Origin of the sequence: Nitrosomonas eutropha, from assembly GCF_900116685.1 — a bacterium.
Classification (GTDB): Bacteria; Pseudomonadota; Gammaproteobacteria; order Burkholderiales; family Nitrosomonadaceae; genus Nitrosomonas; species Nitrosomonas eutropha_A.
In genome coordinates, this window is record NZ_FPBL01000009.1 from 1 (window position 1) to 16264 (window position 16264).

The 16264-nt window shown below is 49.5% G+C and carries 16 protein-coding genes; 6 read left to right on the forward strand and 10 right to left on the reverse strand.

The features are described from left to right. From BM331_RS08980 to BM331_RS08990, 3 genes are all read left to right on the forward strand, one after another. The coding region (locus tag BM331_RS08980; RefSeq protein WP_143100952.1) for a DUF4351 domain-containing protein at positions 1-363 on the forward strand (363 nt) is incomplete at its 5' end. Positions 364-795: 432 nt separating this feature from the next. Next, the gene (locus tag BM331_RS08985) at positions 796-1074 is read left to right on the forward strand and encodes a BrnT family toxin (RefSeq protein WP_074929027.1); all 279 of its coding nucleotides are present in this window, start codon (positions 796-798) and stop codon (positions 1072-1074) included. Further along, positions 1071-1370: a hypothetical protein gene (locus tag BM331_RS08990; RefSeq protein WP_074929028.1), complete on the forward strand. Its 300-nt coding sequence runs from the start codon at positions 1071-1073 to the stop codon at positions 1368-1370. The genes BM331_RS08985 and BM331_RS08990 overlap by 4 nt, the downstream gene beginning before the upstream one ends. Positions 1371-2062: 692 nt before the next feature. Here BM331_RS08990 and BM331_RS12410 read toward each other — a convergent pair. The 3 genes from BM331_RS12410 to vapB are packed head-to-tail and all read right to left on the reverse strand — an operon-like array spanning position 2063 to position 2618. Continuing rightward, positions 2063-2218 (reverse strand): PIN domain-containing protein, encoded by a 156-nt coding sequence (locus BM331_RS12410; RefSeq protein WP_371265353.1) that lies wholly within the window; start codon positions 2216-2218, stop codon positions 2063-2065. Next, complete coding sequence (locus BM331_RS08995; RefSeq protein WP_305728123.1) at positions 2176-2463, reverse strand: PIN domain-containing protein; 288 nt, start codon at positions 2461-2463, stop codon at positions 2176-2178. Before BM331_RS08995 ends, BM331_RS12410 begins: the two co-directional genes overlap by 43 nt. Beyond that, positions 2463-2618, reverse strand: coding sequence for a type II toxin-antitoxin system VapB family antitoxin (vapB, locus tag BM331_RS09000; RefSeq protein ID WP_305728124.1), 156 nt, complete (start codon positions 2616-2618; stop codon positions 2463-2465). Before vapB ends, BM331_RS08995 begins: the two co-directional genes overlap by 1 nt. A gap of 677 nt (positions 2619-3295) precedes the next feature. Here vapB and BM331_RS09005 point away from each other — a divergent pair. Continuing rightward, positions 3296-5206: an ATP-binding cassette domain-containing protein gene (locus tag BM331_RS09005; RefSeq protein WP_074929029.1), complete on the forward strand. Its 1911-nt coding sequence runs from the start codon at positions 3296-3298 to the stop codon at positions 5204-5206. Between the two features lie 54 nt (positions 5207-5260). Here BM331_RS09005 and BM331_RS09010 read toward each other — a convergent pair whose 3' ends face one another. The 7 genes from BM331_RS09010 to BM331_RS09035 all read right to left on the reverse strand — a co-directional run bounded on the left by BM331_RS09010 (position 5261) and on the right by BM331_RS09035 (position 10679). Next, positions 5261-5404 carry a hypothetical protein gene (locus tag BM331_RS09010; protein WP_218154577.1) on the reverse strand — a complete coding sequence of 48 codons (144 nt, stop codon included), beginning with the start codon at positions 5402-5404 and terminating at the stop codon, positions 5261-5263. Between the two features lie 139 nt (positions 5405-5543). Further along, positions 5544-6218 carry an ABC transporter permease gene (locus BM331_RS09015; protein WP_256214882.1) on the reverse strand — a complete coding sequence of 225 codons (675 nt, stop codon included), beginning with the start codon at positions 6216-6218 and terminating at the stop codon, positions 5544-5546. A 15-nt stretch (positions 6219-6233) separates the two neighbouring features. After that, positions 6234-6362: a hypothetical protein gene (locus BM331_RS12235; RefSeq protein ID WP_256214874.1), complete on the reverse strand. Its 129-nt coding sequence runs from the start codon at positions 6360-6362 to the stop codon at positions 6234-6236. A 360-nt stretch (positions 6363-6722) separates the two neighbouring features. Continuing rightward, on the reverse strand, positions 6723-8276 hold the full coding sequence (locus BM331_RS09020) for a bifunctional ADP-dependent NAD(P)H-hydrate dehydratase/NAD(P)H-hydrate epimerase (protein ID WP_074929030.1): 1554 nt from the start codon (positions 8274-8276) through the stop codon (positions 6723-6725). Positions 8277-8344: 68 nt separating this feature from the next. Then, positions 8345-8779: a GFA family protein gene (locus tag BM331_RS09025; RefSeq protein WP_074929031.1), complete on the reverse strand. Its 435-nt coding sequence runs from the start codon at positions 8777-8779 to the stop codon at positions 8345-8347. Between the two features lie 92 nt (positions 8780-8871). Continuing rightward, positions 8872-9084, reverse strand: coding sequence for a GDCCVxC domain-containing (seleno)protein (locus BM331_RS12240; protein WP_074929032.1), 213 nt, complete (start codon positions 9082-9084; stop codon positions 8872-8874). A 26-nt stretch (positions 9085-9110) separates the two neighbouring features. Continuing rightward, entirely contained in the window at positions 9111-10679 is a 1569-nt protein-coding gene (locus BM331_RS09035) for a c-type cytochrome (RefSeq protein WP_074929033.1), read from the reverse strand. 356 nt (positions 10680-11035) lie between these two features. On the opposite strand from BM331_RS09035, the gene purL reads away from it, so the two are divergent. Both purL and BM331_RS09045 read left to right on the forward strand, forming a co-directional pair. After that, positions 11036-14938, forward strand: coding sequence for a phosphoribosylformylglycinamidine synthase (gene purL / locus BM331_RS09040; RefSeq protein WP_074929034.1), 3903 nt, complete (start codon positions 11036-11038; stop codon positions 14936-14938). 55 nt (positions 14939-14993) lie between these two features. Then, the gene (locus BM331_RS09045) at positions 14994-16262 is read left to right on the forward strand and encodes a ChaN family lipoprotein (protein WP_256214875.1); all 1269 of its coding nucleotides are present in this window, start codon (positions 14994-14996) and stop codon (positions 16260-16262) included. Positions 16263-16264: the final 2 nt, after the last annotated feature.

The following is a 16264-nucleotide window of genomic DNA, read 5'->3' on the forward strand; positions in this document are numbered from 1 at the left end:
CGCGCATTTACTGTCTGGCTAAAACGGGTATTCTTACCCGGCAGAATGCCCAAAACCAGCTTCGATGAAATTCATGATTTACAGGAGGTACACAGCATGCTTTCAGAACGTGTCAAAGATTGGACCAAAGACTGGAAACAACAGGGAATTGAGGAAGGCAAACAGATAGGTATCCGTGAAGGACGACAGGAAGGACGATTGGAGGGTGAGGTAGAATTTTTTTTGAGGCTGCTGGAGAGAAAATTTGGTTCGATAGATGAAATTACCCAGACTCGTATTAAATCTACAGATTCGCAGACTTTGTTGCGCTGGGGTGAGCGGATTCTGGTAGCACAAACTATCGAAGAAGTATTCGAAGAGTAATGATTTCTGCATTTACGCACCCTTTCATCCCGCCATTATGGTTGCAGGGGTGCAAAGTTGCCGGTTTCTGTCATCGTTATAACAGCACGGTTAAAGGCGCTTGAATAGCGCGGCCAGCCACAGAGTGGCATTTCCCGCGAGAGTCTGTCGATAAAGACAGTACGATACAAGCCCGCCAGTCGGTTCCAGGTTGAACACCATGGTGTTACCCCTCCGCTATATTTTGTACAAGTACGTTATGAAAACTGGGAGCAATAAAGCACCGGGGTTGCGCGGAAAATACCACCTATCAAATCATCAATGGCAAAGTGGAGAAATTATCGTAATCGCCTCTTTTGACTACCTCTGTCTTTACAGGCTACGGCAATCCAGTTATTCCATTTCCACCCGATTTGATGACAAAATGCACACATATGTGCTAGTATTACACTCATGAAAATCTTCAACTGGAGTCCTGACAAGAATCAACAGCTTATAATTGATCGTGGCAAGTCATTTGAAGAAGCTGTCTTTAGTATTCTGAACGGAGGACTGCTGGATGAAATCGTCTATCCAAATACTACGGATTACCCCAATCAACGTATATTTGTGATCCAGATTCACGATTACGTCTATCTGGTGCCCTACGTGGAAAGCCAGGATGAGATTTTTCTTAAAACAATTATCCCCAGCAGAAAATTCACCAGGATATACCTCGGAAGTGAAATATGAACAAAGAAAAACTATCACAGGAAGAGAAAACGCTGCTTGATGCGGTAGAGTCCGGCAAGTACGAATCGACGCTAACCAAATCACGCAGAAAAGAACTTGAGGCTGCGGCCAATCTTACCTTCAAGAAGGATAAGAGAATAAATATTCGCATATCGAACAGGGATCTTGTCGCTATTCAGTCCAGAGCAATTGAAGAAGGCATCCCATATCAAACGCTTGTCTCCAGTATTATTCATAAATACATATCTGGCTCACTGCAAGATCTCACAGCGCGCAAATCGGGCAAGCCCGGCTGAGAACTGGATTGCCGCGTCGGCTACACCTCCTCGCAAGGACACAAAGCGGGCACGATATGATCACCTCAACCTCTGCGGTCTTTGCGAACCCGCAAGGGTGAAGCAATCCAGAAACAACAACATTAGTAGCCTACACAAGACTAACAACTCCCTTCATTGTCACAATCGCATGGATTGCTTCACGCCACTGGCGTTCGCAAAGACGGTAAAAATTTGTTGATCCAGATGCCATTTGAGTTTTAATGGGAGTAAAGCGGTATTTTACTGGATTGTTTCACCAGCTGCGCCGTTTCGCAATGACGGCTCCGATCTCTATCCCTTTTCCTGCTCGCTTAAAATACGTCTATTCCAAACGAGGATCAAGCATAGGATGACGGTGGTTGATAAATGATGCTGTAGTGCATCACACCTCGTCTTTGCGAGGCTATCAGGCCATGGCGATCCAGCGCCTCTGCAATCGACTAACTGGATTGCTTCCAGCTTCACTTCATTCGCAGTCGCAAAGACGGCAGAAATCAGGGTAATCTGCATTATGCCCACTTCGTCGTTGCGAGGAGGTCGCAGGCCGACGCGGCAATCCAGCGCCGCCAGTAACGAAAAGGAAATCGGTAATTTTTACATTCTGTCGGCGTTGTTATCTGAGGTTACTTGGTAGAAAAGGATGTCAAACAATCTTCAATCCAACAGAGCGATCAGGTAATCCAATTTTCCAAACGCAAACCATCTACTCGTTCAAATTCACGCAGGTTATTGCTGACCAGGATAAAATCTTCACTGCGAGCATGGGCGGCGATGTGCAAGTCATTCACGCCGATGGGCTTTCCTTTTCGCTCCAGATCAGCGCGCATATCACCATAATGCCCGGCTGCTTTACTGGTACACGACAGCACTTCCAAACGGGATAAAAATCAGCCACCTGTCGCAGGTTGTGCTCACGCTGCTGGCTTTTTTCTGCGCCGTGCAGTAACTCGGCTTCGGTAACAGCGCTTACGCACATCATGTCTGCATAGCGGTTAAAGGTAACCAGCGCTTCTATTGGCCGACGTTTGATAACGTAGATGGCGATGTTCGTATCCAGCATATATTTGAGCATCAAAACACCTCGCGCTCCTGCTGCTCCTGACTGGCACGTTCAGACAGAAAATCTTCTGAAACGCCTTGTTCCGCCAGAAAAAAGCTGTCCCAGGCATGGTCAACCGGGGTCAGGATTCGCTCTTTACCCAGTTTACGTACCCAGACCTTTTTCACATTATCGGCAAACGCACAGCCTGAGTACGATTATTTTCAAAAACAGTACCTGTATACATCACGATTCTCCAATAAAAACAGACAGATACTGTTAGTATATAGCATTGCTCGTTGTATGGGCATCTGCGGGAGGAATATCTACCTATTTTTTGGTATGGAGATGGGTACTGCACCACCCGATCTATAGCACGTACAACTTCGGCCTGAAATCGTAATCCGAGATTCTTTCGTTCAGAATCACTCTCATTTTTTGCTGCAAACAGAAGCAGTTTTCCTCAATTTTTATTGTCATCGCGCAGTGCGGATCCTATGGGCATGATGTGGATTGCTCCAATCCCTGTGGTCTTTGCGAACCTGCAAGGGTGAAGCAACCCAGTATGATGCGCGGCGATCCAGCAAAGGTAATGACAACAAAAGTACTGGATTGCTTCACGCCACTGGCGTTCGCAAAGACGGTAAAAATTTATTGATCCAGATGCCATTTGAGTTTTGATGGGAGTAAAAGCGGCATTTTATTGGATTGCTTCCCAATCTGCTGGGTTGCTCGTTTTTAGGTTTTACTTGACCAGGTCACCCATGAGTGACACGGTGAATCCAAGCCGTTCGGGAGAAGCTGCTGGAAATCCGGACCATCAATCTGGATCGGTAACAGCCACGAAACTGCTAAACTGCGCGCCATGATAAGAATCTTAGAACTGACCTTGCAACGTGGCCCTCTACGCTTACTGGAAAATGCAGATTTAACCCTGCACCCAGGGCATAAAGTCGGCTTAATTGGTGCCAATGGCGCCGGCAAATCTAGCTTATTTGCCCTGCTACGTGGTGAACTGCATCCTGATGCGGGCGATTGCGTATTACCGATGAACTGGCGCATTGCCCATATGCGTCAAGAAATCGATGCACCTGATTGTAATGCGATTGATTATGTGCTCGATGGTGATAGCTACTTGCGCGATATTCAACAGCAACTGGTCAAAGCTGAACAACGACAAGATGGAGTTGAGCTTGGCCGCTTGTACTCGGAACTTGATAATGCTGATGCCTATACTTCCGACGCGCGCGCACGTAAATTATTAGCTGGTTTGGGTTTCCTGGAAGAACAAATGGAAAATCAGGTCAATAGCTTTTCCGGTGGCTGGCGGATGCGTTTAAATCTGGCACAAGCGTTAATGTGCCCATCAGACTTGCTATTACTTGATGAGCCCACTAACCACTTGGATCTCGATGCGATTTTATGGTTGGAAAGTTGGTTGCAAAGCTATCCCGGCACCTTACTACTGATTTCCCATGATCGTGATTTTTTAGATGCAGTGGTCGGTCATATTGTCCATATTGATCAGCAAAAACTAACACTATATTGCGGCGGCTATACAGCCTTTGAACGCGCCCGTGCTGCACGTATTATGCAGCAACAACAAGCGCACGAAAAACAAAGAGCACAGCGCGCGCATATGGAAGACTTCATCCGACGCTTTAAAGCCAAGGCCAGTAAAGCACGGCAGGCACAAAGCCGTGTTAAGGCCCTGGAACGCATGGAGGAGCTGGCGCCAGCACACTTTGATTCACCTTTTGACTTTATTTTCCGCGCGGCTGATAAAGTCTCTACACCGTTGCTGAATCTCAATGAAGCAGCGCTTGGCTACAACGTGGGACAGCCTGTTTTAAGCAATGTAAAGCTACAATTAGTCCCGGGCGCACGGATTGCTTTGCTTGGCCCCAACGGTGCAGGCAAATCAACTCTGATTAAAAGTATTGTGGGTGATTTACCGCTATTGGCAGGCGATCTTGCCTGTGGTGAAAACTTAGTGATTGGCTACTTTGCCCAGCATCAACTAGACTCACTTGATCCCAAAGCCAGCCCGTTGCTGCATTTTCAACGCATTGCTCAAGATGAGCGCGAGCAAGTTTTGCGTAATTTCCTCGGCGGTTTTAATTTTCGCGGCAAGCGCTGTGATGAACCCGTGCTCAATTTCTCCGGTGGTGAAAAAGCCCGCTTAGCTTTGGCGCTGATCGCGTGGGGTAAACCTAATTTATTACTGCTCGATGAGCCCACCAACCACCTTGATTTGGAAATGCGACAAGCATTGAGTATGGCTTTACAAGATTTCTCCGGCGCACTGCTGCTAGTGTCTCACGATCGCCATCTGATTAAAAGTACCATGGATGAGTTGTACTTAGTTGCTGAGGACCATGTGCGAGAGTTTGCAGGCGATCTTGAAGATTACAGCAAATGGCTCAACGATTATCGTTTGCGCCAGCGTCCTAATAACGATGCAGCCAGCCCCGATAAAGTCGATCGCCGCGCACAACGTCAAGCAGCCGCAGCACTACGTAAACAACTGGCACCACTACGCAAGCACACTGATACATTAGAAAAGCAGTTAGATAACATTCAAAAAGAGCTACAGGCTTTGGAAATCATCTTGGCTAATAGTAGTCTCTATGAGCAGCCGCAAAAAGATCAGCTCAAGCAACACCTAAGCCAGCAAACCAACTTGCTACAAAAGCAAGTAAAACTGGAAGAAACCTGGCTCAATAACTTAGAAGAGCTAGAATTATTGCAAAGTGAACTTGGGGAAGATGCATAACACAACCTTATCCCTGTCAATTTCATACACTAGAACGATAGCTTTCATGCGTAATTAGTTCGCGGGTGCCGGAAAGCGTGCCTGGCGGCGCTGCTTGATGTAGCCGCGCATCAGCTCACGCATGACCTGGGAGGCTGGTCGATCCTCGCTGACAGCTTCTGCCATGAAAGTTTCGCGTAGTTCCGGTTCTAGCTTCATTGTGAAAACGTTGTTGTGCAAGATACAGGGATGGTTTCATAAACGTATTCTTCTGGTACGCAGAGCCTGCTCGTGTATTGCCTGTTGGCGAGTTGATGGATCCAGCACCAGCAATATCAATGGGTAGATTGAATTGGTATCAAAGAACATCAGCAAATCCTTTTCTGGTTTTCTGAAACCAGGCAAAGCCCAGCCAGGCAATGAAGCCAGTGGCCAGCCAGTAGAGTCCTAATATGGCGAACTCAGGTATTTTTCCCCAGTACAGGACATCCCTAACCATTTCGACGACCGGGGTGAGTGGGTTCAGGTACAGCCAGTGCCGGTAGTTTTCAGGCAAGGCAGTTGCCGGGTAAAAAATAGGGCTCAGGAACATCAATACCGTGGTGAGGACACCGATGAATTGAGATACATCCCGCAAAAACACCCCCAGTGAGGCCAGGGCCCAGCTTAAACCCATGATGAACAGACAAAACGGCAGGATGACCAGCGGTAGAAATAACAGGGTGACGTGCGGCACACCAAACGTGGCCAGGTAGGCCACGAGCCAAACAACCAGGCTGATCAATGCATGGTAAAGGGCGGAAAGTAGCGCGACGAAGGGTAGGATTTCCAGTGGAAAAACCACTTTTTTGACATAGTTAACGTTGGAAAGTATCAGCCCTGGAGCGCGATTAATGCACTCGGCAAACAGGTTGAATACAATTAAACCGGCAAATAGCACCAGGGCAAATTCGGTTTTGGAATCACTGCCGGTATTCCAGCGCGCCTTGAATATCACGCTGAATACAAAAGTGTATACAGCCAGCATGAAAATCGGATTGAAAAAGGATCACAGCAATCCTAAAACAGAGCCACGATAGCGCCCCAGCACTTCCCGTTTGGCAGAAGCGTGAACCAGACTGCGGCTGCGCCAGAGGCTGACGAACATTTCTATTGGTGTTGCTGAAAATTCACGCATCGGTTAAGTATTTTCGTTTACTGGCACAAGTTAGCTCCGCGATAATCAAAATCACTGCCGGTTGCTGCTGGCAAATCTGGTTAGCACCCGGCACAAACTGTAACGCGTTTTTCACGAAAATTTCAAGCGCCACAATGCGTTGTTGTATGCGGGATACTGATCTCAACGTGTTTCAGGCACGCTACCGCCATGCTATTTCACTATCAGTAAGCGCGATCTACAGAATCTAAACAGGGAATCCGATGGGTAAAGCGCAACAAAGGCTGTTGCCAGTTTGACGGCACTTTACCACAGCGGCATGTAGCGGCTCAATGATTCCAGTTGAGTAGATTGCTGTTCAGCTTGATTATCCGCATTTCATTAGCTGTTTGATTTAAATCGCCCGCCAAACCGGGTGTAGCGGTAACCGGAGTTTTTCTGATCGATCCAGCAATTGAGCAGGTGGCGGGCAGCAGGAATAATTTCCGACGCAGTCATGCCGACCGGACCGTGCTGCTGTTCCAGTAGCGCATCTGCTGCTGCACCGTGCAGATGGACAGCCAGCAGCAGTGCATTTTTCGGAGATAACCCCTGTACCAGCAACGCACCCAGAAAACCTGACAAGACATCACCGGTGCCGGCGGTGCTTAAACCGGGGTTGCCGCTGATATTGAAATGGCAATGTCCGTCCGGAAAAGCACAGATACTGCCCGCACCTTTCAGGACAACCGCACAATTAAACTGTCGAACAATGGTTTGGGCGGCTTCCAGCCGGTTGTGCTGTATTTTAACAGTGCTTGTACTCAGCAAACGGGCGGCTTCCGCCGGGTGAGGAGTAAGTATGGTGGAGGCTTTGCGTACTTTGAGGCTGTCGCTTAGCTCTGTATAAGCAGCAATCAAGTTAAGTGCATCCGCATCCAGCACCAATGGCAGGCTGGTTTGCAGCGCTTGTTCCAGATAAATGCACGCGGCGATTTCCCTCCCCAGGCCGGGGCCGATCACCAGGCAATCGAGAAAATCCAGCTCAAAAAAATCGGAAGGGGGACGCAACATCAACTCGGGTTGGGTCGGATCAACTACCGGCACACCCTCCTGCGTCAGCAACCCCAGATAAACTCGTCCTGCTCCCAGATTGAGTGCAGCACGCCCGGCCAGCAGAGCCGCGCCAATCATGCCGCTGGCTCCGCCCAGAATACCGAGCCTGCCGTAAGTCCCTTTATGGCTGTTTGCTCGTCGAGGGGGCGGCAATCTCGGAGTGATGCTCGCTTTGTCCAGCAACCAGTTGTGCGGGGCAATCAGCGCGACGGTATCCAGTTCCAGATCACATACAATAATTTCGCCGCAATAATCGCAGCCGTCATGCGTCAGCAAGCCTGGCTTGAGTGCGATGAAAGTAACCGTGATCGCTGCCCTGACCGCAACCTCCAACACACGGCCGGAATCGCTCAGCAAACCACTGGGAATATCGAGCGCCAGCACCGGCAGACTGAGTTGATTGATCTGATTAATGAGCTGCTGGTATTTTTCTTCCGGCGGGCGGGTTTCATTCAAACCGATACCAAACAAGCCGTCGATTACAGCATCCCATTGGCCATCTGGAATGTCCTGATGGATCGTTTCACCGGTAGATTGCCATTGTTTCAGTGCCTGTCTGGCATCCTGTGACAGTCGCTCGGGTTCACCCGTAAAGATCAACGTTACCTGTTTTCCCCAGCCATGCAAATGGCGCGCAACCACCAACGCATCCCCGCCGTTATTGCCCGGCCCGGCCAGAATCAATATCCGGTGATGGTTACCTGCCAGCAATCGGGTTTTGGCAATTTCTGCCGCTGCCAATCCCGCCTTCTCCATCAATGGCGGTGGATTAGGTATGGACAGTACTAACGATTCGATCTCGCGAATTTCGGCGGTAGTGCAGACGAGCGTGCTATTCATCAGGAGCAGGATTACTCGTGTATTTATTTATCCCGACGTTGCTATCGATGATATAGCCCATCTTGATATTATTCTTCCACACTCTCGCCTGACCCACCCATCTCCTTTGGCAGATCTTTCATTTTTGGCAATCCGTCTCTGATGTGCAATACCGTTTCCTGATAATGCACATGCACTTGGGGTGCATAAGGCAGTCCGGGTAGTAATGCTGCATAAACATCGATGAGTCCCATGCCTGGATGATCTGTAAAAAGATGGCCACCACAGGTTTGACACCATTTACGATAACTTCCTAGCGTCTTGTTATAGGTTCCAATGTTGTCAGCACCCTGCGTAATTTTGACTGCCTCAGGCTGCCACAAAGTAAACGCATTGACCGGCCCCGCAGACCAGTGCCGGCATGATTCACAATGGCAATAACCCATAGCGGCGGGTTCTCCAGTAACTGTGAATTGAACTGCGCCACAAAAACAGCTGCAGGCATAAGATTTTTCATTCTTCATGCAATTCCTCCAAAATAATTGGCAACTTGAGAACAGATTGTTTCTTTCGCTTCACAACCCCGCCTCACAACCTCCATACGCATATTATGCGCTCAGGTACAGCAAGACTGGCTTCGTTGTTTGGGCGGGCATGCGGCGGTACCGTACGAACAGAATACACAACAATCACCTGGCAATGGATGCAGCAGGGTATGGCACGATTTGCATTCGTAATACCACTGACAGGCATCGGTTGGCATTTCCTCGGTTTCTTTATGCCCGCAATGCGGGCAGGTAATGGTTGACTGGGTAATCACACCGTTCATATACGAAACTCATAAAATAATCGAGATCAGCGGGTCTTCAGAAATTCGATCAGCGCATATTTATCTTCATCCAATAGTTCTGCTCCAAAGTAGTGCCCTTGATTTTCAGAGAGATCCGGGCAGAGATTTTTGCCAGTACCGGGATCAAGGCTCGCAAATTGAGCAATAGGAGTTCCGGCGGGAAGTGTAACGACACCAGATGGGGTTGGCAGTTGTACCAGATCAGTCGTGCGCAGGATCGAACCAGGCTCATCTCGTTTATCAGGATTCAGCAACAGATCCATTGCATCCTCGTATGCCGTGATACGACCAGCCACTGACGGATCGCCGATGCTTTGGCCCAGCCTGTTATTGTGAAAGAAAGGAGCAGTTGCCCAAATACCTGCAAGAGGCATGTCACGGTAAAAACCTGGCCCGCCGGTCGGCCGTTCTTTATATTGATCTGAAGAAAATGCAGCCCAGATATGGCCACCCATCCAGTTAGTCGTACGGGCACGACAGCTATTCGTACCAATCTCAGCAAAAGGATGAACCAGATCGTCAGAGAGAACATTTCGTCTTGGCGAACGGTCTCCATTGGAATGGCATGATTCGCATGCCTGAGAAAAGACTTTCTTACCCTTCCTTACAACTTTCCAATCGATATAACGTGCGCCTTGCGGGGCACGCACCAGGTGTGGGGCACGTGGCGTTTGTAAAAACGTGCAGAGCTTGCCTACCGACTCTTCTGCTTGCAGGAGCTCTGGGCAAACCTGTCTGCATTCTGCAAGGTTAATGGGCGTTTGGCTCCCGTCAGGACCGTTGGCAAGATGCCCAACCATGCATTCTGCAGCGCACATACCAATGTTGAAATAGACACGAAGTGCCGCCTGTTCACAGCCGATATCATCTTCTCCTCCCTGCCCGTTACGATGAACACGAGCAGGCTCACCATCAGCGGTCACATCAAAAAATGGGCGATTGGGTAGTGACCAGATCGGCGTAATCATTCCCGGATTATTAATATGATCATTTTCCAGTAAAGTAGTATCTACAGTACCAAGAGCCCAGCTGGAAAAGATTTGATAGCGAGGGTCGTGCGGCGAAAGATGGCTCTTAAAAAGCCTGTCAATCCGCAGATACTGGTTGCCGACAGTAGGATGAATGTTTCTTTCTTGTGGATTATTTGGATTTGAAGGAGGATGAACCGGATCAAACCCGGCATGACAAGCGGCACAGGTGATCCCTATAAGCGGAGGCCCTCCTGATGGATTTGGAAATTTGCGCACGCCTATGACACCAGCGGACTCAGGATCTGTACATCGATCGAAATAGCCCGTGGACGCATCACCCGGGGTGCAGTCTGGATCATTAATAACCCCGTACTCATCAAACCGACTATCCCGTGGCCAGGTTAACATCTGATCAAAGCCAATCTGGAAATTGAAGGGAGCATTAGGCAAGATAAGACTAAAAAAACGCTCACCTCCAAAAGTACTGTTGAACCAGATATTGCGCCCTTCTGCAGCATCCCTTTTATTTCCTGCAAAACATACTGCAGTTGTGAGTAAAACCATCACAACATACAACAGAGCGGCGGGTAGTATCTTTTTCATGCTGTCCTCCTTCCTAAAAGCAAGTATTTGAAGGGCGCATTACGGCGTTGAAATTGAACTCAAAATACTCATATATTTTAAGTATGCTCCGCTTTCTCGTTCAATTTTGCCTTGCGCTGCATCCCTTGATCGAGACCTTGAACAGGTTCTGAGGAATATATAAAAAATGACAGATGGAAATAACCAAGTCAAGGTTAATAAGAGATATTCTGAATTTCGTATGAACGGAAAAACTGCAACTATTGATTCATGTGATCAGTTTCTGGTTTTTTCCCCAACCTAATCATCCTACAATAATCTGGCGATGGGTTACTCGTGTAAAATCATATCTTTTCATTTAATTGGCTACATTCCTGATGTTGCAATTTCACGGGCGCAATGCGCTTTCTCCTTTTCGTCTGGAACGCTTGTTTTATTCAATTCAGGCAATCGTACCGCAAGTTTCCGGTATTACTGCTGATTACCACTATTTTTGCCAGATACGGCACGATTTAGCGCAGGAAGAAGCCAATCGGCTGCGACAGTTGCTCGATGTCGATGAGGTAACAATACCGCTTTCCCCGGACGACGAGCTGTTGCTGGTTGTACCTCGCCCCGGCACCATTTCGCCGTGGTCGTCTAAAGCAACTGATATTGCGCATTGCTGCGGCTTAGATAACATCGAGCGATTGGAACGTGGTATTGCCTTTGGGCTTCGTCACCAGGCAACACTGCTGCCTGAGCAATTGCTGCAAATTGAAGCGTGTCTGCATGATCGCATGACTGAAGTGGTACTGCATGCACTGGATGAAGCCACCATTCTGTTTCATCATGCTGAACCAGGCACACTTGGTGAAATTGATGTAACCGGCAAGGGAATAGATGCGCTGTTGCAGGCCAATCGGGCAATGGGGCTAGCGCTGTCCGCCGATGAAATCGATTATCTGCTGGATTATTTTACTCGCATCCAGCGTAATCCAACTGATGTTGAGCTGATGATGTTTGCTCAGGCCAACTCGGAGCATTGTCGCCACAAGATTTTTAATGCTGACTGGGTGATCGATGGCATGCAGCAACCCCATTCACTGTTTGGCATGATCCGGCATACGCATCAGCGCCACCCTGAACATACCATTGTTGCCTACGCAGATAACGCCGCCATTCTGGAAGGAGAAACTGTTGAGCGGTTTTACCCCGGGCAAGGCAATACATACAGATACGAACCGGAACTGACTCATTGGTTAATCAAGGTGGAGACGCATAATCATCCGACAGCCATTTCACCTTTTCCAGGTGCAGCAACCGGCGTAGGGGGCGAAATTCGCGATGAAGGTGCCACCGGATCTGGCGCGAAACCCAAGGCTGGCCTAACCGGATTCAGTGTATCTAACCTGCGAATTCCTGAGGCCATCCAACCCTGGGAGACCAATGATTATGGCAAACCGGGGCATATTGCCTCTGCACTGGACATTATGTTGACTGCCCCGATTGGTGGTGCGGCATTCAGTAATGAATTCGGCCGTCCCAATCTGGCAGGTTATTTCCGCACGTATGAAGTGGAAGTCAGCGGCCAGATGCGCGGCTATCACAAACCTATCATGCTGGCAGGCGGCATCGGCCAGATTTCCGCCTTGCACACTGCCAAAGAACCTTTCCCGCCAGGAACTTTGCTGATCCACCTGGGAGGCCCAGGCATGGCTATCGGATTGGGTGGTGGTGCGGCATCCAGTATGGATGCCGGCACCAATGAAGAAGCGCTTGATTTCAACTCGGTACAGCGGGGTAATGCCGAAATGCAGCGGCGTGCGCAAGAGGTAATTGATCGCTGCTGGCAACTGGCACGCAGCGGACAACCCAATCCGATTCTGGCCATTCACGATGTGGGTGCTGGTGGACTTTCCAATGCCTTGCCCGAGCTGGTATATGGCGCAGAGCGTGGTGGCCAATTTGATCTACGTGCAGTTCCCTCTGATGAACCGGGCATGTCGCCCCTGCAGATCTGGTGCAATGAAGCACAGGAGCGTTATGTGCTTGCCATTCATCCGCAATCCTTGTCTCTATTCCAGGCAATTTGCGAACGCGAGCGCTGCCCGTTTGCTGTTGTCGGTGAAGCACTGACAGAGCCGCAACTGATTGTGGCGGATGAACATTCGGCCATTCATCCGGCGGATATTCCTTTATCCATACTGCTGGGCAAGCCACCCAAAATGGTGCGCGATGTAAAACGTATCCGCCCTGCCCCTGCTCCTCTGGACAAAACCGGTATACGCTTGCAGGAAGCGGCCAGTCGCGTTCTGCGTTTGCCAGCAGTGGCCAATAAATCCTTTCTGATTACGATTGGTGATCGCACCGTTGGTGGTCAGACGGCACGCGATCAGATGATTGGCCCGTGGCAAGTGCCAGTAGCTGACGTCGCCGTTACCACCTCGGGCTTTCAGACGTATCTGGGCGAAGCATTCGCGCTGGGTGAACGTACACCGTTGGCTGTAATTAATGCTGCCAGTTCCGCACGCATGGCGGTGGGAGAAGCGATTACCAATCTGGCGGCTGCCGTCATTGCTGATCTGGGAATCGTCCGCTTATCTGCCAACTGGATGGCGGCTGCCGGGCATCCGGGTGAGGATAGCGCATTGTATGACGCCGTGCATGCGGTGGCGATGGAGCTATGTCCGCAACTGGGGATCAGCATTCCGGTTGGCAAGGATTCATTGTCGATGAAAACCAACTGGCATGATGCGCAACCAAAGGAAGTGATTGCTCCGCTTTCGCTGATTGTTTCGGCATTTGCCAAAGTTTCCGATGTGCGTAAAACGCTTACCCCGCAACTGCGATTGGATAAAGGTGAAACCGAGCTGGTTTTGCTTGATTTGGGTAACGGCAAGAACCGGCTGGGTGGATCAGCGCTGGCGCAGGTTTACGGACAGTCGGGTAATGACGCACCTGATCTGGAAAGCCCGGAGCAACTCAAAGCTTTTTTCAATGCGATTCAAACACTCAATGACAAAGGGCTGCTGCTGGCCTACCACGATCGCTCTGATGGCGGGCTGTTCACCACGTTATGTGAAATGGCATTTGCTGGGCATTGTGGTGTCAGCATCGCACTGGATACACTGATCTCCAGGCCAATTGATACTGTGGATGCACAAATGCTGCCGACTTTGTTTAGCGAGGAACTGGGCGCTGTTATCCAGATTGAAACCCAACATCATGCTGCAGTGATGACTATTCTGGCGGAGGCAGGATTGGGACAAGCTAACCACCTGATCGGCCACCCGAATCGTCAGGATGACATCCAGTTAACGTATGACGGCAAGGTGATCTTTCAGGAAAAACGTGTGGCGCTACAACGTATCTGGTCGGAAACCAGCTTTCAGATGCAAAAACTGCGTGATCATCCCGGATGCGCGCAACAGGAATTTGATCGACTTCTGGATGCAGATGATCCGGGGCTGCATGTGCACCTGACGTTTTCACTGGATGAGTCTGCTTCTGCGCCAGGCATCCTTGCCAACCGTCCCGCAGTGGCTATTCTGCGTGAACAGGGAGTAAACGGCCAGGTAGAAATGGCTGCTGCTTTTGATCGTGCCGGATTCGACACCGTAGATGTCCACATGAGTGACATTTTATCCGGACGGGTGAAACTGACCGAATACAAGGGATTGGTCGCCGGCGGTGGATTCTCTTACGGTGACGTGCTGGGTGCAGGTCGGGGGTGGGCACAATCCATTTTGTTCAATGCCCGGGCACGAGATGAATTCGCTGCCTTCTTTACCCGTACCGATACCTTTACGCTGGGAGTATGCAATGGTTGTCAGATGATGAGCCACCTGCAGGCTATCATTCCCGGAACCACTCATTGGCCTCGTTTCGAGCGTAACCGTTCCGAGCAGTTTGAAGCACGTTTTGTCATGGCTAAAATCGGGAACAGCCCTTCTCTATTTTTTAATGGCATGGCCGAAAGTCGCTTGCCCATCACCGTTGCGCATGGTGAAGGGTTGGCGGTATTTCGCGATAACGGGCAATTGCTCGCAGCACAGCCCTATATCGCGCTGCAGTTTGTCAATAACCGGGGTGAACTTACAGAAACTTACCCGCTCAATCCCAATGGCTCGCCTGCTGGTATTACCGGCATGACTTCAACTGATGGCCGGGTAACCATCCTGATGCCGCATCCGGAAAGAATATTCCGCACCGTGCAGCATTCGTGGCACCCCGACAATTGGCCGGAAGATGCTCCCTGGATAAAAATGTTCAGGAACGCCCGCAAGTGGGTGGGTTGAGAATATTTCCAAACATTGGTTTTCGTATAAATACTTAAAAATACATAACAAGATAATGATTGATTTAAAGTCCGCTCGGCAATTTGTCATCCCCGGTTTACTGTTGCTGGGAGGAATGGTGAATATTTCTGATCTTGCCGCCCAAACCAGTTCAGAGAAAAAAACAGTTTCTGCCAGTAAGCAGATCACATCGGACAAATGTGTTCCGGTTGCAAGCTGGGTAATTCCCGGTAAAGGGGAAACAACACTGTCCAGCGTAATGGCGTCAGTAAAGGACAAATCAGTGGTGTTACTTGGTGAGATGCACGCTAATCCCGAACATCATCGCTGGCAACTGCAAATGCTGGCTACTTTGTACGCTGCACGCCCGGACATGGTAATCGGCTTTGAGATGTTTCCGCGCCGGGTACAGAAAATTCTGGATCAATGGGTGGCTGGAAAGCTGACAGAATCCGAATTTCTGGCCCGATCTGAATGGCAATCAGTTTGGAATACGGATGCCAGCCTGTATCTGCCGCTGTTTCACTTTGCGCGGATGAATCGCATTCCAATGCGTGCTCTTAACATTGATATTGCGCTGAGACGGGCTGTCACCACCAATGGATTCGATGGTGTACCGGAAAAAGATCGGGAGGGCGTTACGCGACCAGTACCTCCCGCACCGGAATATCTGGAATTTTTGCTGCCCATTTATGCACAACATGGTCGCCCAACCCATAAATCTGCTGAAAAAGCTCAGAAACCAAATACTTACGATCCCGATTTTCTGCGGTTTGTTGTCAGTCAGCAATTATGGGATCGGGCGATGGCACAGGAGATTCATACTGTACTCAGCAATTATGACAAGCACAAAAATCCGCTGGTGGTAGGCATCATGGGATCCGGCCATATACTGAAAGGCTTTGGTGTACCTCACCAGCTAAAAGATCTGGGTGTAAAAAAAATTGCTACACTGCTGCCGTGGGATACCAATCGATCCTGCAAGCCACTGGTTGAAGGTTATGCTGATGCAGTATTTGGCCTGATGCCATTTACATCGGCATCCGCCGCCCCTTTGCAGCAGCGTTTGGGTGTCGGCTTTGAGTTCAGCAAGAGAACCGGTGGAGCACTCGTGTTGCAAGTCGAAAAACAGAGCATTGCTGAATCTGCCGGATTACAGGCTGGAGACGTAATCCTTGAAATGGCTGGCAGCACCCTTCAGGAAAGCAGCGATGTGATTGCTGCGGTTAAACGCCAGGCACCGGGTACCTGGCTGCCCCTGAAAGTACTGCGGGAAGGTGTCATCATTGAAATCATTGCGAAATTCCCGCCTTTAGTGAAATAAAC